23 protein-coding genes and 1 riboswitch are annotated in these 24063 nt (G+C 61.7%); of the genes, 16 read left to right on the forward strand and 7 right to left on the reverse strand.

Going from position 1 to position 24063, the window contains the following annotated elements; genetic code table 11:
- The first annotated feature begins 12 nt into the window (after positions 1-12).
- Genes ACR0KX_RS03750 through ACR0KX_RS03760 form a run of 3 tightly spaced genes read left to right on the forward strand, consistent with a single transcriptional unit; the run spans position 13 to position 3822 of the window.
- Positions 13-300: a sarcosine oxidase subunit delta gene (locus ACR0KX_RS03750; protein WP_170622573.1), complete on the forward strand. Its 288-nt coding sequence runs from the start codon at positions 13-15 to the stop codon at positions 298-300.
- On the forward strand, positions 297-3257 hold the full coding sequence (locus tag ACR0KX_RS03755) for a sarcosine oxidase subunit alpha family protein (RefSeq protein WP_170622574.1): 2961 nt from the start codon (positions 297-299) through the stop codon (positions 3255-3257). The genes ACR0KX_RS03750 and ACR0KX_RS03755 overlap by 4 nt, the downstream gene beginning before the upstream one ends.
- Complete coding sequence (locus tag ACR0KX_RS03760) at positions 3250-3822, forward strand: aminomethyltransferase family protein (protein ID WP_170622575.1); 573 nt, start codon at positions 3250-3252, stop codon at positions 3820-3822. Before ACR0KX_RS03755 ends, ACR0KX_RS03760 begins: the two co-directional genes overlap by 8 nt.
- A 5-nt stretch (positions 3823-3827) precedes the next feature.
- Here ACR0KX_RS03760 and ACR0KX_RS03765 read toward each other — a convergent pair whose 3' ends face one another.
- A complete protein-coding gene (locus tag ACR0KX_RS03765) occupies positions 3828-4862 on the reverse strand; it encodes a GlxA family transcriptional regulator (RefSeq protein ID WP_170622576.1) in 1035 nt (344 codons plus the stop codon).
- A 130-nt stretch (positions 4863-4992) separates the two neighbouring features.
- Here ACR0KX_RS03765 and ACR0KX_RS03770 point away from each other — a divergent pair, with 130 nt between their 5' ends.
- From ACR0KX_RS03770 to glnT, 5 genes are all read left to right on the forward strand, one after another.
- Positions 4993-5643 (forward strand): XRE family transcriptional regulator, encoded by a 651-nt coding sequence (locus tag ACR0KX_RS03770; RefSeq protein WP_170622577.1) that lies wholly within the window; start codon positions 4993-4995, stop codon positions 5641-5643.
- A gap of 172 nt (positions 5644-5815) precedes the next feature.
- A complete protein-coding gene (locus ACR0KX_RS03775; protein ID WP_170622578.1) occupies positions 5816-6712 on the forward strand; it encodes a class II glutamine amidotransferase in 897 nt (298 codons plus the stop codon).
- 1 nt (position 6713) lies between these two features.
- On the forward strand, positions 6714-7397 hold the full coding sequence (locus ACR0KX_RS03780) for a GltB/FmdC/FwdC-like GXGXG domain-containing protein (RefSeq protein ID WP_170622579.1): 684 nt from the start codon (positions 6714-6716) through the stop codon (positions 7395-7397).
- 10 nt (positions 7398-7407) lie between these two features.
- Positions 7408-8745: an FMN-binding glutamate synthase family protein gene (locus tag ACR0KX_RS03785; protein ID WP_170622580.1), complete on the forward strand. Its 1338-nt coding sequence runs from the start codon at positions 7408-7410 to the stop codon at positions 8743-8745.
- A 79-nt stretch (positions 8746-8824) separates the two neighbouring features.
- Entirely contained in the window at positions 8825-10153 is a 1329-nt protein-coding gene (gene glnT, locus ACR0KX_RS03790; protein WP_170622581.1) for a type III glutamate--ammonia ligase, read from the forward strand.
- Positions 10154-10232: 79 nt separating this feature from the next.
- On the opposite strand, the gene ACR0KX_RS03795 is transcribed toward glnT, so the two are convergent.
- A complete protein-coding gene (locus tag ACR0KX_RS03795; protein WP_480584133.1) occupies positions 10233-10526 on the reverse strand; it encodes a DUF1330 domain-containing protein in 294 nt (97 codons plus the stop codon).
- Complete coding sequence (locus ACR0KX_RS03800) at positions 10519-11211, reverse strand: GntR family transcriptional regulator (RefSeq protein ID WP_170622583.1); 693 nt, start codon at positions 11209-11211, stop codon at positions 10519-10521. Before ACR0KX_RS03800 ends, ACR0KX_RS03795 begins: the two co-directional genes overlap by 8 nt.
- Before the next feature lie 103 nt (positions 11212-11314).
- Between ACR0KX_RS03800 and ACR0KX_RS03805 the strand changes: the two genes are divergently transcribed.
- From ACR0KX_RS03805 to ACR0KX_RS03825, 5 genes are read left to right on the forward strand one after another with little or no spacing between them, the layout of a single operon-like run.
- Positions 11315-11917 (forward strand): amino acid synthesis family protein, encoded by a 603-nt coding sequence (locus tag ACR0KX_RS03805; protein ID WP_170622584.1) that lies wholly within the window; start codon positions 11315-11317, stop codon positions 11915-11917.
- Positions 11889-12716 carry an alpha/beta fold hydrolase gene (locus tag ACR0KX_RS03810; protein WP_170622585.1) on the forward strand — a complete coding sequence of 276 codons (828 nt, stop codon included), beginning with the start codon at positions 11889-11891 and terminating at the stop codon, positions 12714-12716. Before ACR0KX_RS03805 ends, ACR0KX_RS03810 begins: the two co-directional genes overlap by 29 nt.
- Positions 12713-13657, forward strand: a complete 945-nt coding sequence (locus ACR0KX_RS03815; protein ID WP_480707890.1) for a flavin reductase — start codon at positions 12713-12715, stop codon at positions 13655-13657. The genes ACR0KX_RS03810 and ACR0KX_RS03815 overlap by 4 nt, the downstream gene beginning before the upstream one ends.
- Complete coding sequence (locus ACR0KX_RS03820; protein WP_170622586.1) at positions 13654-14691, forward strand: LLM class flavin-dependent oxidoreductase; 1038 nt, start codon at positions 13654-13656, stop codon at positions 14689-14691. The genes ACR0KX_RS03815 and ACR0KX_RS03820 overlap by 4 nt, the downstream gene beginning before the upstream one ends.
- Positions 14692-14705: 14 nt before the next feature.
- Positions 14706-16169 carry an aldehyde dehydrogenase gene (locus ACR0KX_RS03825; RefSeq protein WP_170622587.1) on the forward strand — a complete coding sequence of 488 codons (1464 nt, stop codon included), beginning with the start codon at positions 14706-14708 and terminating at the stop codon, positions 16167-16169.
- A 15-nt stretch (positions 16170-16184) separates the two neighbouring features.
- Here the strand turns inward: ACR0KX_RS03825 and nadC are convergent, their stop codons facing one another.
- Genes nadC through nadA form a run of 3 tightly spaced genes read right to left on the reverse strand, consistent with a single transcriptional unit; the run spans position 16185 to position 19656 of the window.
- On the reverse strand, positions 16185-17033 hold the full coding sequence (nadC, locus tag ACR0KX_RS03830) for a carboxylating nicotinate-nucleotide diphosphorylase (protein ID WP_170622588.1): 849 nt from the start codon (positions 17031-17033) through the stop codon (positions 16185-16187).
- Positions 17030-18595: an L-aspartate oxidase gene (locus tag ACR0KX_RS03835; protein ID WP_170622589.1), complete on the reverse strand. Its 1566-nt coding sequence runs from the start codon at positions 18593-18595 to the stop codon at positions 17030-17032. The genes nadC and ACR0KX_RS03835 overlap by 4 nt, the downstream gene beginning before the upstream one ends.
- Before the next feature lie 8 nt (positions 18596-18603).
- Complete coding sequence (gene nadA, locus ACR0KX_RS03840; RefSeq protein WP_170622590.1) at positions 18604-19656, reverse strand: quinolinate synthase NadA; 1053 nt, start codon at positions 19654-19656, stop codon at positions 18604-18606.
- A gap of 245 nt (positions 19657-19901) precedes the next feature.
- A riboswitch (TPP riboswitch) is annotated at positions 19902-20005 on the forward strand.
- A gap of 31 nt (positions 20006-20036) precedes the next feature.
- Between nadA and thiB the strand changes: the two genes are divergently transcribed.
- Genes thiB through ACR0KX_RS03855 form a run of 3 tightly spaced genes read left to right on the forward strand, consistent with a single transcriptional unit; the run spans position 20037 to position 23219 of the window.
- The gene (thiB, locus tag ACR0KX_RS03845) at positions 20037-21017 is read left to right on the forward strand and encodes a thiamine ABC transporter substrate binding subunit (RefSeq protein ID WP_170622591.1); all 981 of its coding nucleotides are present in this window, start codon (positions 20037-20039) and stop codon (positions 21015-21017) included.
- Complete coding sequence (locus ACR0KX_RS03850; RefSeq protein ID WP_480707893.1) at positions 20993-22540, forward strand: thiamine/thiamine pyrophosphate ABC transporter permease ThiP; 1548 nt, start codon at positions 20993-20995, stop codon at positions 22538-22540. Before thiB ends, ACR0KX_RS03850 begins: the two co-directional genes overlap by 25 nt.
- A complete protein-coding gene (locus ACR0KX_RS03855; RefSeq protein ID WP_170622593.1) occupies positions 22527-23219 on the forward strand; it encodes an ATP-binding cassette domain-containing protein in 693 nt (230 codons plus the stop codon). The genes ACR0KX_RS03850 and ACR0KX_RS03855 overlap by 14 nt, the downstream gene beginning before the upstream one ends.
- 21 nt (positions 23220-23240) lie before the next feature.
- Here the strand turns inward: ACR0KX_RS03855 and ACR0KX_RS03860 are convergent, their stop codons facing one another.
- The gene (locus ACR0KX_RS03860) at positions 23241-24008 is read right to left on the reverse strand and encodes a helix-turn-helix domain-containing protein (protein ID WP_480707895.1); all 768 of its coding nucleotides are present in this window, start codon (positions 24006-24008) and stop codon (positions 23241-23243) included.
- Positions 24009-24063: the final 55 nt, after the last annotated feature.

Raw genomic sequence — 24063 nt, forward strand, 5'->3', positions numbered from 1 at the left:
CGGAGCCGACATATGATAATAAACCATCCTCTTCTCGGCCCTCGCGATGCGCAGGAATTCGTTTACCTCGGCGACGCTGTCATGATCGACCGCCCCGATTGGCAGGCAGACGACGCGGCCGAGGCGTTTCACGACTATCTCTATCTGCGCGACAACCCGGCGGGTGAGCATCAGGAGCTTTGGTATCACGAGCAGGGCGACCGGTCCTGGCTGGTGGTCACGCGCAACACGCTGACCCATGAAATTACCGATGTAAAACTGGCCCGCGACGTGGCCCGGGAACGGGGGCGCGGCAGATGAGTGGACAGATCAATCGATTGAGTGGTGGTCTGGTCGACCACGGGCAGAGCCTGAACTTCACCTTTGATGGCAAGCGTTATCAAGGGCTTGCGGGCGATACACTGGCCTCGGCGTTGTTGGCCAATGGCGTGCGCCTGATGGGCCGGTCCTTCAAATACCACCGTCCTCGCGGGGTGCTGACGGCTGGTTCGGAGGAACCGAATGCTCTGGTCGAATTGCGCTCGGGCGGGCGACAAGAGCCGAATACGCGCGCCACTGTGGCGGAGCTCTATGAAGGGCTGGACGCGCATTCGCAGAACCGCTGGCCATCGCTGCAGCGGGATGTTCTGGCGGTTAATGACCTGTTCAGCAATTTCCTGACGGCGGGCTTCTACTACAAAACCTTCATGTGGCCCAAGGCGTTTTGGGAAAAGCTGTACGAGCCGATTATCCGCCGCGCTGCCGGATTGGGCAGTGTTTCGGGACAGGATGATCCAGACCCATACGACAAGGGTTTCCTGCATTGCGACTTGCTGGTGATTGGGGCCGGTCCTGCCGGTTTGTCGGCGGCCCTGACCGCAGGGCGCGCTGGGGCGCGGGTGATACTGGCGGATGAGGATTTTGCCCTTGGTGGTCGGCTGAATTCGGAATCCTATGCCATCGACGACATGGCCGGGTCGGACTGGGCAGCTCAGGCCGTGGCCGAACTGACGTCGATGGACAATGTGCGCCTGCTGCCGCGCACAACGATTGTCGGCGCGTTCGATCATGGCATCTACGGCGCGGTCGAGCGGGTGGCCGACCACAAACCGCAACCCGGTTCGGCAGAGCCACGCCAGATCTTCTGGCGGATCTACTCGGAACGGGCGGTTCTGTGCGCCGGCGCAACCGAGCGCCCCATAGCCTTCCCGAATAATGACCGGCCCGGGATCATGATGTCGGGGGCTGTGCGATCCTACACCAATCGCTGGGCGGTGACGCCGCATGAACGTGTCGCAGTGTTCACCAACAACGACGACGGGCATCGCACGGCTGCGGATCTGATGGCAAAGGGCGTCAAAGTTGCCGCCGTCATTGACACGCGGGCCGATGCGCCTGCGGTCGACGGAGCGGAGCTGTTCGCCGGGGCTCAGGTCATTGGAAGCAAAGGGCGGCTGGGTCTTGAGACCGTCACGATCCAGACGCAACAGGGCTTTACCCACGACATCATCTGCGGGGCGCTGGCTGTCTCTGGCGGCTGGAACCCAAATGTGCATCTGACCTGTCATCAGCGCGGGCGACCCCAGTGGAACGAAGCGCTGGCTGCGTTTGTGCCAGGTGAGTCTCTGCCGGTTGGCCTGTCGGTCGCGGGTGCGGCGGCGGGAGTGTTGTCCACCCATGGAGCTATGGAAACGGGTGCCGCGCGTGCCGCCGAAGCACTGGCCGATCTGGGCATTCAGGCCACGCCGGGTGATGTTCCAACAGCCGAGGATGCTGCGGTCAATCTGCAACCCTTCTGGTATGTGAAGCAGGGCAAAGGTCGGGCCTGGATCGACCAGCAGAACGATGTGACCGTCAAGGATGTGAAACTGGCGCATCAGGAGAATTACGTCTCGGTCGAGCATCTCAAGCGCTACACAACCCTCGGGATGGCGACCGATCAGGGCAAGACCTCGAATATGGGTGGTCTGGCGGTGATGGCCGAGATGACCGGCAAGTCGATCCCCGAGACCGGTACAACCATCTTCCGTCCGCCCTATACACCGGTGGCGATGGGCACTTTGGCAGGCCGTGCAGTCGGCAAGCACTTCCACCCCACCCGCAAAACTCCCAGCCACACATGGGCCACCGAGCAGGGCGCGGTATTCACCGAAGTCGGCGACTGGCTGCGCGCGCAATGGTATCCGCGCAAGGGCGAGACCCACTGGCGGCAATCGGTGGATCGCGAGGTTCTGGCCACCCGCAACTCGGTCGGCATCTGCGATGTGACCACGCTGGGCAAGATCGACGTGCAGGGCGCGGATGCGGCGGAGTTTCTGAACAAGATCTACTCGAACGCATTTGCCAAACTGCCCGTCGGCAAGGTGCGCTATGGGTTGATGCTGCGCGAGGACGGGATCGCCTATGATGACGGCACCGCCGCGCGGTTTGCCGAGGATCATTTTGTTGTCACCACAACCACCGCCAACGCGGTGCTGGTCTATCGCCAGATGGAATTCGCGCGGCAATGCCTGTGGCCCGATCTGGATGTTCAGCTGATCTCGACCACCGAAGCCTGGGCGCAATATGCGGTGGCAGGTCCGAACGCGCGCAAGCTGCTGCAAAAGGTGATCGATGCCGAGTTTGACATTTCGAACGAGGCCTTCCCCTTCATGGCCTGCGGCGAAATCACCGTCTGCGGGGGCTGCCGCGCGCGGCTGTTCCGTATCTCGTTCAGCGGTGAGCTGGCCTATGAGATCGCCGTGCCCACCCGCTATGGCGACGCCCTGATCCGGGCGCTGATGGAGGCAGGGGAAGAGTTCGATGCGACCCCGTATGGCACCGAGGCACTGGGCGTCATGCGGATCGAAAAGGGCCATGCAACCGGGAATGAGATCAACGGGACCACAACGGCCCTGAATCTCGGTCTGGGGCGGATGGTCAGCAAGAAGAAGGACTGTATCGGCAATACGCTCAGCGAGCGGGCAGGCCTTAATGAACCGGATGCCTTGCGTCTGGTCGGGCTGAAACCTGTCGATGCCAGCCGGACCGTGACAGCCGGGGGGCACCTGATGAACAAGGGCGGCCCTGTCGATGCGGCCCACGATCAGGGTTATGTCACCTCGGCGGCCTATTCCCCGATCCTTGGGTCTTCGATCGGGTTGGGCCTTTTGAAGAACGGGGCCGAGCGGATGGGTGAGGTCATGCGTCTGGTCAATCCGCTGGAAGGGTCCGAGACCGAGGTCGAAATTGTCAGCGCCCATTTTGTCGATCCGGAAGGGGAGCGTTTGCGTGCATAAACTGAAAGCCATCACCGCCCTTGGATCTGCCGAGGCACGTGTCTCGACCATCGCAGGGCTGACGATAACCGAGGTGACAGACCGCGCCCTGGCCTCTGTTTCAATGCGTCTGGGGCAGGGCGCGGAATTTGCCAAACGGGCCAAAGACGTTTTGGGGTTCGATCTGCCGGGTCCCGGTGGCGCGGCTGTTGGGTCGTCATTTTCCGGGTTCTGGCTTGGCCCGGACAGCTGGATGATCGATGCGGATTATGCGGCGCATGAAACGCTGGCTGCAGACCTCAAGTCGGCCATGCAACAGACCGCCTCGGTGGTCGAGCAGACCGACGGATGGTGTCGATTTGACGTCACCGGCCCGACGGTCTGCGATCTGTTCGAACGGCTCTGCAACGTGGACATTCGCACGATGAAGGCCCAGACGGCGACACGCTGCGCCATTCATCACATCGGCTGCTACCTTTGGTGCCTTGAGGCGGGTCAAAGCTTTGCCGTGCTTGGGCCACGGTCGTCTGCCGGGTCCCTGCATCACGCATTGGAAGAGGCGGCGCAGGCCATCTCGGCGGGCTGAAACGATCAGTGCAACACGGTATCGCGGGTGACGCGGAACCGGTTACGATCTTGCCGGTCCTGGCGCGGTGACGCCCCGAATTGTTCTGCATAGTGGCGCGACATGGCGGTTGGGTTGGTGTAGCCGATGGCATGGGCAATAGATGTCAGGGAATCCTGCGTGTAGATCACCAATTGCCGTGCCGCGCGCAGGCGCAGATGCCGGTAATACTCTGCCGGGCTTTGATCCAGCGCCTGACGGAAGCAGCGTTCCAGATGTCGCGAGGATACACCGACCTGACGCGCAACATCGCGCGTTGTCAGTGGAAATTCCAGATTGTCGGCAAATAACCGGACCGCACGGGCCACGACGTGCGGCAGATGATCGGCGGTTTCGTCAGTTTGAAAGGTTGGCGTCTTTTGCGGGATATTGGGGCTGCGGATTGCCGGGTGCTGGAACCAGCAGGCGACCTCGGTCATCGTGGCCTCACCCAGCATGGCTTCGACCATGTGCAAGGACAGATCAAAGGCCGAGGCCGCGCCGGATGCGGTGCAACAGCGCCGGTTCACCGCGATCACGTCATCGGTTACGGCAATCTGGGGAAATTCGGCCTCGAACGCCGTACGGTACAGCCAATGGACCGAGCAGGTCTGCCCCTGCAAAACGCCCGAGCGGGCCAGTGGGAACACCCCGCCGCTGATCGCGCCCAACCGTGTGCCGTGGCGTGCGAGATAGCGCAGTTGCGCCGTAACCTCGGCAGGCGCGCTGAACTGGCCATCGGGTTCGGACAGGACAATCAGAAGATCGACATCGCGCAAGGCCTTCAGGGCGCACTCGGTTTGAAACGGGATACCCGCGCTGGCGGTAACGGGGCCTGCGTCCTCGGAACACAGCACCCAGGAAAACACCTGTTTGCGCGCGATTTCATTGGCGGCGCGCAACGGCTCGATCACCGAGGTCAGACAGGCCATCGGAAAGCCGGGCAGCAGCAGGAAGCCAACCGAAATCCGGTCTCGCCCGTCGAAATCAAGATCCTTCAAAGGGGCCGATAACTGGTGCATGTCAGCTTCCGTTGCAGGGAATTTCGATATACTATGGGGAAAAATACTTTCCTGACAAGAGTGGCTACACAAATCAGGGTCTCGTGTGCCATGGTTGGCAGAACCACCCTCGGGGATCAAGGGAATAGCGATGGCGCAGGCCGAAACGACCGATGACAAGCTGACATTGTCGCAGGACCCGCACAGGGTTCGCGACAGCGGTGAAAAGAACCTGGAAACGGCAATCGGGCGCGAAATCAAGGCGTTGCGCCTGCAACAGGGGACAACGATTGCCGAATTGTCCGGGTTGACCGGCCTGTCGATCAGTATGTTGTCCAAAATCGAGAACGGGGCGACCTCGCCTTCCCTGACAACCCTCCAATCTCTGGCCGATGCGCTGAGCACGCCGATCACGTCGTTTTTCCGACGTTATGAAGAAACCCGCAACGCGGTGCACACCAAATCGGGCGAAGGGGTCGAGACCGAGCGGGCCGGTACGCGGGCCGGGCACCACTATACCCTTCTGGGTCATTTGGGGGCCAATGCCAGCGGTGTCGTGGTGGAACCCTACCTGATCACGCTGACCGAGGAATCCGACCGCTTTCCGACATTCCAGCATGACGGGATCGAGATGCTGTATCTGCTGGAAGGCGAAGTGGATTACCGTCACGGGGACAGCATTTATTCGATGAAGCCGGGCGACACGCTTTTCTTCGATGCCGATGCCCCGCATGGGCCAGAGGGTCTGGTGAAACTGCCTGCAAAATACCTGTCGATCATCTCGTATCCACAGACAAGCTGACCATTTTCATCATTGGTGTCGTCTAAACCGGGCTGCTTGAGTGCTGCGCCGGACCGTGGACCTATTCCTGTTTTGTGGATTTTCCTCACAGGAATATTTATTTCTCAGTGTTGTTTTTCACACTTCGGCCTGCTAGCGTCAGATTCGACGAAATTTCAGAGGACCAAAGCGGATGTGTGGAATTGTCGGTCTGTTTCTCAAGGACAAGAGTTTGGAGCCTGAACTGGGCTCGATGCTGACGGATATGCTGGTCACGATGACGGACCGGGGACCGGACAGCGCTGGGATTGCGATTTATGGCGCCGAGTCCGATGGGACAGCAAAGCTGACGGTGCAATCGGATGCGCCGGATGAAGACTTTGCAACGCTGGCCGCCGATCTGGGCGAGGCGATTGGCGCGCAGGTTTCCTTGCAGGCCAACGACACGCATGCGGTGCTGCAGATGGACGGTGCCAAGGTCGAACAGGCCCGTCAGGCCGTGCGCGAACTGCGCCCCGGTCTGCGCGTGATGTCGGACGGCGCGGCGATTGAGATTTACAAGGAAGTTGGCCTGCCACGAGATGTGGCCGACCGGTTCAACCTGTCGACCATGGGCGGCAGCCACGGCATCGGACACACGCGGATGGCCACCGAATCCGCTGTGACCACCGAAGGCGCGCACCCTTTCAACACCGGCTCGGATCAGTGCCTGGTGCATAACGGCTCGCTTTCGAACCACAACGCGTTGCGACGCAAGCTCAAGCGTGAGGGCGTGCGGGTGGAGTCGATGAATGATACCGAAGTTGGCGCGGCCTATCTGACCTGGAAGATGCAGAACGGGGCCACCTTGGGTGAGGCGCTGGAAAGCAGTCTGGAAGATCTCGATGGGTTCTTTACCTTTGTTGTCGGTACCAAGGACGGGTTCGGCGTGGTGCGCGACCCCATCGCCTGCAAACCGGCTGTGATGGCCGAGACCGATCAATATGTGGCCTTCGGCAGCGAATACCGCGCTTTGGTCAACCTGCCGGGCATCGAAGACGCCAAGGTCTGGGAACCCGAACCCGCAACCGTCTATTTCTGGAGCCACTGAGATGCAGACTTACGATGTTGCAGAAAACGGCCTGCGCGGTTTGAATTCGACCCTTCAGGCCCAAAGCGTTGACACCAACCAGACCAGCTGGGAGGTCCGGAACCCCAAGGGCAGCCACGCCATTGCCGTGGGGCTGGACGCGCCCATCGAGGTGACGGTCAAAGGGTCCACCGGTTATTACTGTGCGGGGATGAACCAGCAGGCGACCATCAAGGTCGAAGGCTCGGTTGGTCCGGGCGTGGCCGAAAACATGATGTCGGGCACCGTGATCGTCGAAGGCGACGCCAGCCAATATGCCGGGGCAACCGGGCATGGTGGTTTGCTGGTGATCAAGGGCAATGCCAGCTCGCGCTGCGGGATCTCGATGAAAGGGATCGATATCGTCGTGCATGGCAATATCGGTCATATGTCGGCCTTCATGGCGCAGGATGGCAATCTGGTTGTCTGCGGCGATGCGGGCGATGCGCTTGGCGACTCGCTGTACGAGGCGCGGTTGTTTGTGCGCGGCTCGGTCAAAAGCCTTGGGGCGGACTGCATCGAGAAAGAGATGCGGCCCGAGCACCTTGAATTGTTGGCCGATCTGCTGGACCGCGCCGGAGCGGACGCCAACCCGGAAGAGTTCAAGCGGTACGGCTCGGCCCGTCAGCTTTACAATTTCGACGTCGACAACGCGGCTGCTTACTGAGGATATGGGTATGAAAGACACAGATCACGCCATCCCCCGCACCATGCCGATCCAGTCGGCGACCTTTACCAACCCGATCAATGCCGAAATCCGGCGGGCGGCGGCGACCGGCATCTATGACATTCGCGGTGGCGGTGCCAAACGCAAGGTGCCCCATTTCGACGACCTGCTGTTTCTGGGTGCCTCGGTCTCGCGCTACCCGTTGGAAGGCTACCGCGAACGCTGCGATACCTCGGTGACGCTGGGCACGCGCTTTGCCAAGAACCCGATTCAACTGGACATCCCGATCACCATTGCGGGCATGAGCTTTGGGGCCCTGTCCGGCCCGGCGAAAGAGGCTCTGGGCCGCGGCGCATCCGCGGCGGGGACGTCGACCACCACCGGTGACGGCGGCATGACACCCGAGGAACGCGGCCATTCGTCCAAGCTGGTTTATCAGTACCTGCCCTCGCGCTATGGGATGAACCCCAACGATCTGCGCAAGGCGGATGCGATTGAAATCGTGGTTGGTCAGGGCGCAAAACCCGGCGGTGGCGGCATGTTGCTGGGTCAAAAGATCAGCGACCGCGTGGCCGAGATGCGCACCCTGCCGAAAGGCATCGACCAGCGCTCGGCCTGCCGCCACCCGGACTGGACCGGGCCGGATGATCTGGAGATCAAGATCCTTGAACTGCGCGAAATCACCGGCTGGCAGGTTCCGATCTACGTCAAGGTTGGCGCGACCCGGCCCTATTACGACACTGCGCTGGCGGTGAAGGCCGGGGCCGATGTGGTGGTGATGGACGGGATGCAGGGCGGCACCGCTGCCACGCAGGATGTGTTCATCGAACATGTGGGTCTGCCGACGCTGTCGTGTATCCGCCCTGCCGTTCAGGCGCTGCAGGATCTGGGTGTGCACCGCGAGGTGCAACTGGTGATCTCGGGCGGTATCCGCACCGGCGCTGATGTGGCCAAGGCTATGGCATTGGGCGCAGATGCGGTGGCCATCGGGACTGCGGCTTTGATCGCCTTGGGCGACAATGACCCGAAATGGGAATCCGAGTACCAAAAGCTGGGCACCACCACCGGGGCTTATGATGACTGGCACGAAGGGCAGGACCCTGCGGGTATCACCACGCAGGACCCGGATCTGGCCGCGCGGCTGGACCCGGTCGAAGCGGGCCGCCGGTTGCGCAACTACCTGAAGGTGATGACCCTTGAGGCGCAGACCATCGCGCGCGCATGTGGCCATAATCACCTGCACAATCTGGAGCCCGAGGATCTGTGCGCCCTGACAATGGAGGCCGCCGCCATGGCGCGCGTCCCATTGGCGGGCACCGACTGGTATCCCGGCAAGGCCGGGTTCTGAACTGCAAGCGAAATGAAGGCGCGGCCCAAACGGGCGGCGCCTTTCTTCTTTTGAACCAACAGGGAAAGGAAGGCCGACCATGACGACAGATCTGGCAGCTTTCGCCAAGGAAAAAGGCGTCAAATATTTCATGATTTCGTTCACCGATCTGTTCGGTGGGCAACGGGCCAAGCTGGTCCCCGCACAGGCTATCGCGGATATGCAAGAAGAGGGCGCAGGTTTTGCCGGATTTGCCACCTGGCTGGATATGACCCCGGCCCATCCGGACATGCTGGCGGTGCCCGATCCGTCCTCGGTGATCCAACTGCCCTGGAAGCCCGAGGTCGCATGGGTCGCTGGCAATTGCGTGATGGAGGGCGAGGACGTCGCCCAGGCCCCGCGCAACGTGCTGCGCCGCCTGATCGACGAGGCCGCCGAAATGGGCATGCATGTCAAAACCGGGATCGAGGCCGAGTTCTTCCTGCTGACGCCCGATGGCGAGCAGATCAGCGATCCGTTCGATACGGCCGAAAAGCCTTGCTACGACCAGCAGGCGGTGATGCGCCGTTATGACGTGGTACGCGAGATCTGCGACTACATGCTGGAACTGGGTTGGGGGCCGTATCAGAACGACCACGAGGACGCCAATGGCCAGTTCGAAATGAACTGGGAATTTGACGATGCCTTGCGCACCGCCGACAAGCATTCCTTCTTCAAGTTCATGACCAAATCGGTAGCGGAAAAGCACGGCTTCCGCGCCACCTTCATGCCGAAACCGGTCGAGGGGCTGACGGGCAATGGCTGCCATGCCCATATCTCGGTCTGGGATGCGCCGGGCGCGGATGCAAAGACCAACGTGTTTGCCGGTGAGGGTGACGGTCCGACGGGCGAGGTCGGTCTGAGCGAACAGGGCAAGCACTTCCTCGGCGGCATCATGAAACACGCCAGCGCGCTGGCGGCGATCACCAACCCGACGGTGAACTCGTACAAACGCATCAACGCCCCGCGCACCATGTCGGGCGCGACTTGGGCACCGAATACTGTCACGTGGACCGGCAACAACCGCACCCACATGGTCCGCGTCCCAGGACCGGGCCGGTTCGAACTGCGACTGGCCGATGGCGCGACCAACCCCTATCTGCTGCAGGCCGTGATCATCGCGGCGGGCCTGTCGGGCATTCGGTCCAAGGCCGATCCGGGTCGCCGCTATGACATCGACATGTATGCCGAGGGCCACACTGTCACCGACGCACCCAAACTGCCGCTGAACATGCTGGACGCGCTGCGCGACTATGACAAGGATACCGAGCTGAAAGCTGCGATGGGTGACGAGTTTTCAGCCGCGTTTCTGAAGATGAAACATCAGGAGTGGAACTCTTTCGTCAGCCATTTCTCGCGCTGGGAAAAAGAACACACGCTCGATATCTGAGGTTCATCGCCCTTTTTAAAACAGGAAAGGCCGGAGTGTTTCGCAGTCCGGCCTTGCAGCATGACGGGACGCGCCCGCCTCAGACGCCTTCGATCAGCGCAATATCCGCCTGACATGCATCCCGGCGCCTTTCTCGTGCTGCGCGGTATTCGTCAGAGGCATAGCAGGCGCGGGCGTCCTCGATACTGTCGAACTCGATGATCACCCGGCGTTGCCATGGGTGGCCTTCCAGCGTTTCGGCCTCGCCCCGGGCCAGGAACCGCGCGCCGAATTTCTGAAAGGCCGCGGGTGCGATGTCCTGATAGCCCTTATAGGCCTCGGGGTCGGTGACGGTGACGTTGGCGATCCAATAGGCTTTGGGTTTTTCACTCAACTTGGTTTCTTTCATCTGATGCAAACAGCCGTTCGGCGATTTTGGTGGTGTCGTCCAGATGCCGCTCGACAGCTGCGCGGGCGGCGACCGGGTCGCCCGAGGTAATGGCGTCGCAGATCTGTTCCATATGGGTCAGGCCGGGCTGATCCCGATCGTCCGAAGACAGGGTCATCATGCGCAGCCTGCTGATCCGGCCATTCAGGCGCTGAACGATGTCCCAGGCGATGTAGTGGCCCGCGCCATCGAAAATCTCGGAATAGAAATCCGCCGTGGCGCGGAACAGGGCACCCGGTGCCTTGTTCTCAAACCCGCGTCTGAGATGGTCCAGCGCCTGTCTCAGCGCGCCTGTGCGTTCGGGCGTGATATTGCGCGCGCAGTGTTCCGCGGCGGCAGTTTCGAGCATGCGGCGAATATCGTAGATCTGGCGCGCATCCTCCCACGACATGACAGCAACGATAGGTCCGCGTCCGGGCAGGATGTCTACCAGACCTTCGGCTTCGAGATAGCGGATGGTTTCGCGGATCACGGTTCGGCTGACGCCCAACTGATCGCAAAGCGGGCGTTCGACCAGCCGCTCTCCGGGTTCGAACGTGCCTTCGATGATCGCCTCGCGCATCCGTTCCTGCACCATATCGCGCAGGGTCGCGGGGGGATGATCAATCTTGGTCAGTTTGGGTTCCGTCATGGCCAGATACCTATCGGTTTGGAAGATCGCTCGCAAGGTATGATTGACAGATGGTATGATGGTATACCAAATAGACCTGCACCGAATCGTAAGGAGCAGAGCCATGCCCGCCGAAATCCGAAAAACCCTGTTGCATGTGGAAAACACGCTGATCGAAGGGGGAAAGGTCGCCGAGACGCCGTTGAGGATGATTGCGGCTGTTGCGGTGATCCGGAACCCGTGGGCCGGGCGCGGTTTTGTTGAGGACCTGAAGCCCGAGATCCACGATTGCGCGCCGGGTCTGGGCAAACTGCTGACCGATATGGTGCTGCAGGCCGCAGGCGGGGGCGACATGGTCGAAGGGTACGGCAAAGCCGCCATTGTCGGTGTGAATGGTGAGGTCGAACATGGTTCGGCCCTGATCCACACGCTGCGGTTCGGCAATTTCTACCGCGAGGCGGTCGGGGCCAAATCCTATCTGGCCTTCACCAATACGCGCGGCCCGGCAAATGCGTCGATGCAGATCCCGCTGATGGACAAAAATGATGGCGGTCGGCGCAGCCATTATCTGACTATTCAGCTGCAAGTAGCGGACGCGCCTGCGCCGGATGAGATCATGATCGCGCTGGGGGCATCCATCGGGGGCCGCCCGCATCACCGTATTGGCGACCGCTATCAGGACCTCAGGGAACTGGGCCATGACGTCGACAACCCTGCAGCTGTCTGAGCCCTTCGGGCAGGTTGCCTGTCGCGAGGCGGGCCTGTCCCATGCCGGGAAGGCCCCTCCTGTGGTTCTGATCCACGGGGTCGGCATGCAATCGGCAGCCTGGGGTCCGCAGATTGAGGCACTGTCGGAAACGCATCACGTGATCGCGCTGGATATGCCGGGGCATGGGGGCAGTGACCGCATCCCTTCGGGGTCGGGACTGCCGGTGTTTCTGGACTGGTTGCTGGCCGTTCTGGATGCGCTGAGGGTTGAACGGGTCAGTTTGGCCGGGCATTCCATGGGGGCCCTGATTGCAGGCGGGTTTGCCGTGTGTCACCCGGACCGGGTTGCCCGCGTGGCCTTGCTGAACGGTGTGTTCTGCCGCGACGCCAAAGCCAGCAAGTCCGTGATCGAACGGGCCGAACTGATCGGAACCGGGTCCTTCGATCTGGACACGCCCCTGCGCCGTTGGTTCGGGGACACACCGACCGACCGCGCCGCGCGGGGCCACGTGGCGCAATGGCTGTCGGAGGTGGATATTGACGGCTACGCGACCGCCTATGGCGCATTTGCGCGAGGTGATGCGCTGTATGCTGACGGGTTCGGCAGGATCAAATGCCCGTTGCTTGCGCTGACCGGGCAGGACGATCCCAACTCGACCCCCGCAATGTCGCAAGCGATGGCAGAGGCTGCACCATACGGGCGCGCGGTTATCATCGAAAACCACAGACATATGGTAAACCTGACCGCACCAGACGCGGTGAACGCTGCGCTGACGGACTGGTTGCACATGCCATCTGAACAGGGTGAACTGACATGATTGAATTTGACCCGAACATGCTGAACAACCCGCGCGCCTTACGCAATGCCTTCGGCACCTTCATGACTGGCGTGACCGTTGTGACGGCCCATGACGATGCGGGCAATCCGTTGGGCTTTACCGCGAATTCCTTCACCTCGGTCTCGCTTGATCCGCCTTTGGTTCTTGTCTGTCTGGCCAACACCTCCAGCAACTATGAAACCTTCGCCAAAACATCGAAATTCGCGATCAACATCCTGTCCGAGGCACAGATCGCACTGTCCAATACCTTTGCCCGCCCGGTCGAGGATCGGTTTGCGAGTGTCGACTGGGAACCCGGCCCGCATGGCTCGCCCATTCTGGGGGGTGTCTCGGCGTGGTTCGATTGCGCCATGCACAGAACCGTCGAAGCGGGCGATCACCTGATCCTGATTGGTCAGGTCAAAGCCTTTGATCAGGATATCGCGCCGGGCCTGGGATACGCGCGCGGGGCCTATGTCACACCGGCGGCCGAGGCGAGGGCGCTCAGCAAACGCTCGGACATGGTGGTGTCGGCCCTGATCGAGCGCGACGGGAAGATCCTGCTACAGGACGATGGCAACGGCTATTTGACCATTCCCAATACCGACGATGTCTCGGGCGGCGCAAACGCGGCTCTTGCCCGGTTGATCGCCGACAGCGGTGTGAATGCCGAGCCCGGCTTTATCTACTCCGTCTTTCAGGACGACGCGCGCCAGCAGCAGCATATCTCGTTTCTGTGTCAGGCCGACGGCGGTGAACCGGTTAACGGGGTTTTCACAGAAGTTAGCCCGTCCACACTGATGGATGTGTCGGACCCGGCGCTCTGCACCATGCTGGAACGGTTTGCGGCGGAAAGTCAGATCGGGAATTTCGGGGTGTATTACGGCAATGAGGTGAGCGGGCGGGTCAAGCCTCTCACCGGGGGAGTTAAGCGGACATGAAATTCTCACTTTTTGCGCATATGGAGCGGATCTCGGCGGATCAGGACCAGAAGCAGCTGTATGACGAGTTCATCCAACTGTGCAAAATCGCCGATGAGGGCGGGATGCACGCGGTCTGGACGGGCGAGCATCACGGGATGAATTTCACCATCGCCCCAAACCCGTTCCTGAACCTGATCGACGTGGCGCGCCATACCAAAAATGTGCGTCTGGGCACCGGCACCGTGATTGCACCGTTCTGGCACCCGATCCGTCTGGCCGGTGAGGCGGCGATGACCGATATCATCACCGAGGGCCGTCTTGATTTGGGAATCGCACGCGGGGCCTACAGCTTTGAATACGAACGTCTGATGCCCGGCATGGACGCCTGGGAAGCCGGCCAGCGGATGCGCGAGCTGATCCCGGCGGTGCAAAAGCTGTGGCTGGGCGACTATGCGCATGAGGGCGAGTTTCACCAGTTTCCCAAGACCACCTCGGCCCCGCAGCCGGTTCAGAAAGACGGCCCGCCGATCTGGGTCGCGGCGCGCGATCCCAACAGCCACGAATTTGCCGTCTCGCATGGGTGCAACGTGCAGGTGACGCCGCTTTGGAACGGCGATGACGAGGTTGAAAGCCTCATGGTCAAGTTCAACGACGCCTGCGCCAAGTTTCCTGATGTAGCACGACCCAAAATCATGTTGTTGATGCACACCTATGTGGCCTCGGACGATGCAGACGTGAAACAGGCGGCGGTCGAGCTGAACCGGTTCTACAACTATTTCGGGGTCTGGTTCATGAACAAGCGCGATATCTCGCAGGGCCTGATCGACCCGCTGAGCGACGATGAGATTGCCGCGCATCCCTTCTATACCCCGGAAAACATGGAGCGTGATCTGGTCATCGGCACAGTCGACACCGTCATCGATCGGCTGCGCCACTATCAGGCGCTTGGCTATGATGAGTATTCCTTCTGGATCGACTCCAGCATGCCGTTCGAGCGCAAGAAAGCCTCGCTTGAGCGGTTTATCAAAGACGTCATGCCGGCGTTTCAGTAAAGTGGTGCCATAAGATGCAGCAGTTTCAACAGTATATCGATGGCGCTTTTTCGGATGGGGCGACGCAGTTCGACAGTCTGGACCCCGCCACCGGCGCGGTCTGGGCAAAGATGCCCGAGGCCAGTGCGGAGGATGTGAATAAGGCCGTTGAGGCCGCAGATCGTGCGTTTTTTGCGCCTGAATGGGCAGGGATGACGGCCACTGCCCGTGGCAAGTTGCTGGCCCGGCTGGCGGATCTGATTGCGGAAAACGCCCCGCGTCTGGCCGAGCTGGAGACCCGCGATACCGGCAAGATCATCCGCGAGACCTCGGCCCAGATCGCCTATGTCGCTGATTATTATCGGTATTACGCCGGGCTGGCTGACAAGATCGAAGGCGCGCATTTGCCCATCGACAAACCGGATATGGAGGTCTGGCTGCGCCGGGAACCCATCGGGGTTGTGGCGGCGGTGGTGCCCTGGAACTCGCAACTGTTCCTGTCGGCGGTCAAGATCGGCCCGGCTTTGGCGGCGGGTTGTACCGTGGTGCTGAAAGCATCCGAAGAAGGCCCCGCGCCGATGCTGGAATTTGCCCGCATCTTCGATCAGGCCGGGTTCCCCAAGGGCGTGCTGAACGTCATCACTGGTGGACCGGTGGTAGGGGCAACGCTGACCAGCCACCCGAAAGTGGCGCATGTCGCCTTTACCGGCGGGCCGGAGACTGCGCGCCATATTGTGCGCAATTCGGCCGAGAATCTGGCTTCAACCTCGCTGGAACTGGGCGGCAAATCCCCGTTCATCGTGTTCGAGGATGCCGATATCGAAAGCGCCGTGAATGCACAGGTGTCGGGGATATTCGCGGCAACGGGGCAAAGCTGTGTCGCCGGGTCGCGGCTGGTGGTGCAGGCCTCGATCAAGGAGGAATTCCTCGCTCGTCTTAAGGACAAGGCCGAGGCGGTTGTGATCGGTGCCCCCGACGACATGTCGACCGAGGTCGGCCCGCTGTGCACGCTGCGTCAGCGGGGCAATGCGGTCGACCTGATCCAGCGGTCTGTCGCGCAAGGGGCCAAGCTGATAACCGGCGGGCAGCCGATTGACCGCGACGGGTTTTTCTTTCCTCCGACCATTCTGGATTGTTCCGACGTGCCGGACGCCGACAGCCTGACCAACGAGTTTTTCGGTCCGGTCCTGTCGGTTGTTTCGTTCGAGACCGAAGCTGAGGCCATCGCCATCGCCAACAATACCCAATTCGGTTTGGCCTCGGGCCTGTTCACGCAGAACCTGACGCGGTCGCATCGCATGATCCGTGCCATCCGTGCGGGGATTGTCTGGGTAAACACCTACCGCGCCGTCAGCCCGATTGCGCCGTTTGGGGGCCACGGTCTGTCGGGCCACGGGCGCGAAGGGGGTCTGCAAGCGGCGCTGGATTACACCAAGATCAAATCGGTCTGGCTGCGCACCAGCGACGACCCGATCCCGGATCCGTTTGTCATGCGCTGAGTTGCGCGGATCGGCCTAGAAATCCAGACCCAGATCGACAGTCCGATAGGAATGGGTCAGCGCGCCGGAGGAAATGAAGTCCACGCCGGTCGCGGCAATGGCAGCCACAGTCTCTTGTGTGACATTGCCCGAGGCTTCTGTGACCAACCGACCGTTCACCAGCGCGACTGCCTCGGCCAAGGTTTCGGGCGACATGTTGTCCAGCAGCACAACATCGGCACCGCCAACCTCAAGCACTTGGGCCAATTGATCCAGCGTATCCACCTCGATCTCGACCTTCATCATGTGCGAAGCGCGGGCCTGCGTCGCCTCAAGCACCGCGCGCACGCCGCCTGCCGCCGCGATGTGGTTGTCCTTGATCAGGATCGCATCCGATAGTGAGAACCGGTGATTGAACCCACCGCCATGCAAAACGGCCTGTTTTTCGACGATGCGCAGGCCGGGCGTGGTCTTTCGCGTGCAGGTGATGCGCGCGCGGGTGCCCTTGGTTTCCGCGACCAAAGCCGCTGTGGACGTTGCCACGCCGCACAGCCGCCCGGCAAAGTTCAGTGCCACGCGCTCCGCCGACAGGATCGAGGATGCCTTGCCCGTGATCTCGATCAGCGTATCGCCCTTGGCGCAGGGCTGGCCATCCGCGATATGTGTCGAGATATCCAGCGAAGGGTCGATCAGACGGAACGCCAGCGCCGCGACCTGCATCCCCGAGACCACGGCATCCTCGCGCGCGTTCAAGCGGGCCGCATAGGCCGTATCCGACGGGATTACGGTCTGGGTGGTGATGTCGCCATAGGCACCCAAATCCTCCATCAGTGCTGAGCGCACCAGGGGTTCAAGGATCATGTCGGGCAGGGCCGGATGGGTCATGCTGCGTCCTTTGCAATGCGGTCCCGCAGGGTCAGCGCCTCGTTCAGCGTCAGGGCCGAGCGTTGGCCGGGGCCGGGGGTAAGGTCGGGGAAATCAGAACGGTAATGAGCGCCACGGCTTTCCTCGCGCAAAAGCGCGGCGGCGGCGATCAGCGTGGCGGTGGCGGTCATGTTCAGAAATACGTCGGAGTCCGGATGCCGGGCCTCAAGCGCCGCGATTTCGGTCAGGGCGCGATGCAGACCGGCCTGATCGCGGACAACGCCCACATGCTGGGTCATGGCATGGCGCAGGGCAGCCAGATCCGGAGTTTGTTCGGTTGCGGCGTCGGGGGTCAGCGTAACATCAACCTTTGGTGCAGTTCGCTGGGAAACAACGGCTGCAATGTCCTGTGCGCAGGCGCGGGCAAAGACCAGCGCCTCAAGCAATCCGTTCGACGCCAGCCGGTTCGCGCCGTGCAACCCGGTCGAGGCCGCCTCGCCACAGGCCCAAAGCCCGTTCAGCGAACTGCGGCCCGCCAGATCGGTTTCGATGCCGCCCATATGATAATGGGCCGAGGCGGTCACCGGGATCGGATCGCGCACCGGGTCGAGACCGTGGCGCAGACAGGCCTCGGTCACTGCCGGGAAATGGTCCGCGATCTGTGCGCCAATCGCCGCGCGGGTGTCCAGCGCCGGGCGCTTGCCCGTCTGCGCCTGTGTGTAGACGGCACGTGCAACGGTGTCGCGCGGGGCCAGATCGGCATCGGGGTGGATGTCGGGCATGAACCGATGCCCGTCATTGTCGATCAAAACAGCCCCTTCACCGCGCAGGGCTTCGGTCGCCAGCGGGGTGGGGTCTTCGCCGACGTCGATGGCGGTGGGGTGGAACTGGACAAACTCGGCATCCGCAATCCGCGCACCGGCGCGCGCGGCCATGCCGATACCCTGACCCCGGATGCGCGCAGGGTTGGTGGTTTGCGCATAAAGACCCGCCGAGCCGCCGGTCGCCAGTACATGCGCCGACCCGCGCAGCAGAACCTGTGGTGCGCCCGGCGCGTCGGCGCTGGTCAGATAGACACCGCTGACCTGCGCGCCGTCGCTTTCCAACCCAACCGCCAGAGCGCCTTCGATGACCTGAATTGAAGGCGTTTCGCGCAGGGCCACAATCAGCGCGCGCATGATCTCGGCCCCTGCCTGATCGCCCTTGACGCGGACGACCCGCGCGGCGGAATGCGCTGCCTCGCGCGATTGCACAAAGCCGCCATCGGCGGTGCGGTCGAACCCGGTGCCCAGATCGGACAGATCAAGGATATGTTCAGGTGCCGCCTTGGTCACGAACTCGGCCACCTCACGCAGAACCGACCCGGCCCCGGCGCGCATCGTGTCCTCGGCATGGGCTTGCGGGCTGTCCGTTCGCGCCATCGCCGCCGCAACACCACCCTGCGCCCAGGCCGAGCTTGCGCCGGATCCAAGCGGTTCGGGTGAGATCATGACAACGGGGCAGGGGGCCAGTTTCAGCGCCGTATAGACCGCCGCCAGCCCGGCCCCGATGATCACCACACGCGGTGTCTGAACGGTTTGCATATCGCCGATCAAATACCCAAATGGCGCGACAGGTCGATCATGCGCTGCACCGACAGGCGGGCCTTGTCCGCTACTTCTGCATCCACCTCGACCTGTCCGGTCATCGTGTCCAGCGCGAACAGCACCTTTTCCAGCGTGATTTTCTTCATGTAGGGGCACATGTTGCAGGGGCCGACAAAATCGACCTCGGGCAGAGAATCCGCGATATTCGACGCCATCGAACATTCGGTGATCAGCAGCGCCTTTTCCGGCTTCTCATCCGTGACGTATTTGATGATCCCGCTGGTCGAGCCCGAGAAATCGGCCTCGGCCACCACGTCCGGCGGGCATTCGGGATGGGCAATCAGACGCGTGCCGGGGTTCCATTCGCGGAAGTCGCGCAGATCGCTGGCGCTGTATTGCTCGTGCACGATGCATGAACCTTCCCACCAGACCACGTTCTTCTGCGGCACGTCGCGCGCCACGTTCTGGGCCAGATACTGATCCGGGGTCATGATGACGGTATGGCTGTCCTGCGCCGCAACGATCTGCGCCGCGTTCGATGAGGTGCAGCAGATGTCCGAGGCCGCTTTGACCTCGGCCGTGGTGTTCACATAAGACACGACCGGCGCGCCGGGATAGCGGCGGCGCATTTCCTCGACGCCTTCGGCGGTGATGGATTCCGCCAACGAGCATCCGGCTTCCATATCCGGCATCAGCACGGTTTTGTCAGGGCTGAGAATCTTCGACGTCTCGGCCATGAAATGCACACCGCATTGCACGATCACATCGGCCTCGACCTCGGTCGCCTTGATGGCCAGTTGCAAGCTGTCGCCGCCGAAATCCGAAATGCCGTGGTAAATCTCGGGCGTCATGTAGTTGTGGCCCAGAATGACCGCGTTGCGCTTGGCCTTCAGATCGTTGATCGCTTTGACGTAGGGCGCGTAGATCGCCCAATCCATCGGCGACACCACACGGGACATGCGGTCGTAGATGTCGCTCATGCTTTCAGCAAGCTGGGGCGAGGGGGCAAGATCATATTTTTCGGAGAGATGCGCGCGCTGCGCGGGAAGGTCGAACACGGGACTGTTTTTCTGCCTGTTAAACGCGTGGCGTTCCTCATATGGGGTCTTCAGTGGAATGACCAGCGCTCAGACAGGACGAATTTCCCAAAAATCGGATCAGGCGCAAAACAATCCGTTTTTTTGGCCCTTGTTTTGGGCATTATCGGAAATTTCCTGCCCGGTTTCGGCCCGACGCGGCCCTTTCAGGCGGCACCTGCGGGCAGCGAATCTGGTTGTCTTTTGATCCGTTCCCCCCTAGTCAGGCTTTTACCTCGGGGTGCGTGACAAAAACGCTGAGATGCCATGGGCGAACCCGTTGAACCTGAACCGGCTAGAACCGGCGGAGGGAAAGGTAACGGTTCATCCATCCTTGCCCTCTCGCCGCAATGGAGGATGACATGAAACATCTGCTGATTGCTGCGGGAATTCTGAGTGCAACAGCCGCCATGGCGGACGACAAACCTCAGCTGACCGTTTACACCTATGACAGCTTCGTCTCGGATTGGGGCCCCGGTCCCAAGGTCAAAGAGGCGTTCGAGGCCGTCTGCGATTGTGACCTGAACCTTGTTGGCGTTGAAGACGGCGCAGCGCTTCTGTCGCGCATCCGGCTTGAGGGCGAAAGCTCGGACGCGGATGTGGTGTTGGGTCTGGATACCAACCTGATCACAGCCGCCAAGGAAACCGGCCTGTTCGCGCCAAGCGCGGTGACCGCTGAATATGCGCTGCCGATCGAGTGGTCGGATGACGTGTTTGCCCCCTATGACTGGGGCTATTTCGCCTTTGTCCACAATGCCGATGCTGCGGCCCCTGCGAATTTCCGGGACCTGGCCGACAGCGACACCAAGATCATCATTCAGGACCCGCGCTCCTCGACCCCCGGTCTGGGTCTGCTGCTGTGGGTCAAGGCGGCCTATGGCGATGACGCGCCCCAGATTTGGGCCGGTCTGGCCGACAATATCGTAACCGTGACCAAGGGTTGGTCCGAGGCGTACGGGCTGTTTCTGGAAGGTGAGGCCGACATGGTCCTCAGCTACACCACATCGCCTGCCTATCACCTGATTGCCGAAGAAGACGCCAGCAAGGCGGCGGCGGCTTTTGACGAAGGTCATTATATGCAGGTGGAAGTGGCCGGGAAACTGGCTGGGACGGATCAGCCGGAACTGGCAGATCAGTTCCTGCAATTCATGGTCTCGGACGCGTTCCAGCAGATCATTCCCACGACCAACTGGATGTATCCGGCGGTGACTCCGGCATCGGGCTTGCCCGAAGGGTTCGATACGCTGATCACCCCGGAAAAATCACTGTTGTTGTCCCCGGATGAGGCTGCCGTTGCGCGGGATCAGGCGCTTGCGGAATGGCTGGGCGCGCTCAGCCAGTAAGCCCCTGGCCGGGTGTTGGCGCAGCGGCGCTGGTCGCTGCGCTGATCCTTGGGACGCTGGCCGCCGTTGCACTGCGGGCTGATGCAGCCGGCGGGTTCGGCCCGGCGGACTGGGCCGCGTTGCGCTTTACGCTGGTGCAGGCCGTCTTGTCGGCCCTGTTCAGCGCGGCGCTGGCGATCCCTGTGGCCCGTGCACTGGCCCGGCGGCGCTTTCCGGGGCGGCGCGCGCTGATCGCGCTGCTGGGTGCCCCGTTTATCTTGCCGGTCATCGTCGCAATCCTTGGTCTGTTGCAGGTCTTTGGCCGTGCGGGCTGGATTTCCGACGTTCTGGGTCTGTTTGGCTTGCCGCCGATACGGATCTACGGGTTGCACGGCGTCGTGCTGGCGCATGTGTTCTTCAACCTGCCGCTTGCCACACGGCTGATCCTGCAGGCGTGGCAGGAAATCCCCGCCGAGAGGTTCCGTCTGGCCGCGCAGCTGGGCTGTGACGGAATGGCGATGTTCCGTCTGATCGAACTGCCGATGCTGAAACGCATCCTGCCTGGCGTGCTGGCGGTAATCTTCGCGATTTGCCTGACCAGCTTTGCCGTCGCCCTAACGTTGGGAGGGGGGCCGCGCGCGACAACCATCGAACTGGCGATCTATCAATCCTTCACCTACGATTTCGATCTGGGCCGCGCCGCGCTGCTATCCGCGCTGCAACTGGCCCTGACAGCTGCTGCTGCCCTGGCTGCCCTTCGGTTTTCGCGGGGTGACGGGTTTGGCACCGGGCTGGACCGGGCCATTCGCCGCTGGGATGGAGGGGCACCCGTCTTCGACACATTCTGGATCATCGCCGCGGCTGCGTTTCTGCTGTTGCCGCTGGCGGCGGTCGTGATCTCGGGGATCGGCGGGATTTTCGACATGCCCGCGTTGGTCTTCCGCGCGGCGCTGACCTCGGTTCTGGTGGCAGCGGTCAGTACCTCCGTTTTGCTGATGCTGGCGTTGCCCATGGCGATGGCGGTTGCAACCGGACGACATGGCATTGTCGAAATCAGCGGCATTCTGGGCCTTGCAGCCTCACCCTTGGTGATCGGCACAGGCCTGTTCATTCTAATCCGACCGGTGATCAGCCCCACATCGCTGGCCTTGCCCGTGACCGCGTTGGTGAATGCGGTGATGGCGCTGCCGTTTGCGCTGCGCATTCTGGTGCCTGCTGCGCGTGATGTGGTCACCCGGCACGGGCGGTTGGCGCTGTCGCTGGATATGACCAGATGGACCTTTTTCACGCGCGTCCTGCTGCCGCGTATGCGCGCGCAAATCGGCTTTGCCGCAGGGTTGGCGGCGGCGTTGTCGATGGGCGATCTGGGCGTGATCGCCTTGTTTGCCGACCCGAAGGTTGCGACCCTGCCGCTGCAGATTTACCGCCTGATGGGGGCGTATCAGATGCAAGCTGCCGCAGGGGCGGCGCTGTTGTTGCTGGTGTTGTCGATGGGCGCATTCTGGCTTTTGGATCGTGGAGGGCGAGCGCATGCTGAAACTTGAGGGATGCGTCATCGAAAATGGCGGCTTCTCGCTGCATGCGGGTTTTCAGGTCGAGGCGGGTGCCAGCGTAGCAATCATCGGCCCGTCCGGTGCGGGCAAGTCAACGCTGCTGGAGGCGATCGCCGGGTTTCGCGATCTCAGGCAGGGGCAGATCCTGTGGCAAGGCGCGCGAATTTCCGACCGCGCGCCGGGCAAGCGCCCTGTGGCGATGCTGTTTCAGGACGGAAATCTGTTCCCACATCTGACCGTCGCGCAGAATGTGGCCCTGGGCATGCGTCCGAACGGACGCCTGACTGACGCTAAGCAGTCGCAGGTTCAGTCGGCGCTGGCGCGCGTGGCCCTGTCCGGGTTCGAGGCACGCAAACCGGCCGAGTTGTCCGGTGGTCAGCAAAGCCGGGTGGCGTTGGCGCGGGTGCTTGTGCAGCGGCGACAGCTCTTGTTGCTGGACGAACCCTTCGCGGCCCTTGGACCCGCGTTGAAGGCAGAAATGCAGGACCTTGTCGCGGATTTGCTGGCGGAAACCGGAACGACCCTGATGATGGTCAGCCACGACCCGCAGGATGCGCGACGGATCGCAAGTCAAACCGTGCTTGTGGCCAACGGACAGGCGCATCCTCCGGCAGCAACAGGCCCGCTATTCGAAAACCCGCCGCCAGAACTGCGCGACTATCTGGGGTGATCGGTTGGCAGAAGACTGCCCTTATCCCGATGCCTGGCTCAGATGCTGGCGGATCTTGGACTCGACCCTTGGACTGTACAGGTCTAAGCTGCCGCTATTGGCAAAGAGTTCGCGGACCGAGCGGTAGCTTTCAACCTTCTTCCACACAACAGGTGATGAGGTCGGCGCCCGGCCCGAAAGCGAGGCCAGATAGGACATTGTGCCAAACAACAGGCGCGATTTGTCCCGGTGTGGTTTGTTCAGAATATACAGGCTTAGCGGTGCGTCCGGTCCGCGCTCGGCATCGACGACAAATACCTGACCGGCGCGGAAGGCCGCTTTGCCATCACACCGCGTCCAACGGCGCGTCGAAGATTTTCCTTCGCTCAGCGCTTCGACGATCCGGCTGTAGACGGTCCCGTTGCGCTCATCCAAGAAGGCAACGTTGACAATCACTTTGGTCGGATCGTTGGGCGCGCGAAAGAACACCTGATACGATCCCAGGAAAGGTCGCAGTCTTTGCAGATCGCCCGGAAACACGTCGATCAGCGGGTCCCGACGTCGGTCGGCTTCGGTTTTGGCCAGTCGGGTGGTGTGGCGGCGCAACTCGGCCGGGTCGCCCAGCAAAATATGCTCGTCAACGCCAAAGAACCGACCGATCCGGCGCAGGTTATTGGGCGAGGGCTGACTGCGACCGCTGAGGTATTTGGCAAATTGCTGGTGGTTGATTCCGATGTCCCTGCACACCGCAGCAACCGAAGGGTGATCGGCGCACAGATAGCGCAGGTTCGCTGCCAGATGTTCATGCATATGCGGTTGGTCTTTCGCTTAAACTCGCTAAAGAAAGCATAATCTGGCGTTATTG

It is taken from the genome of Ruegeria sp. BG5 (assembly GCF_056538425.1).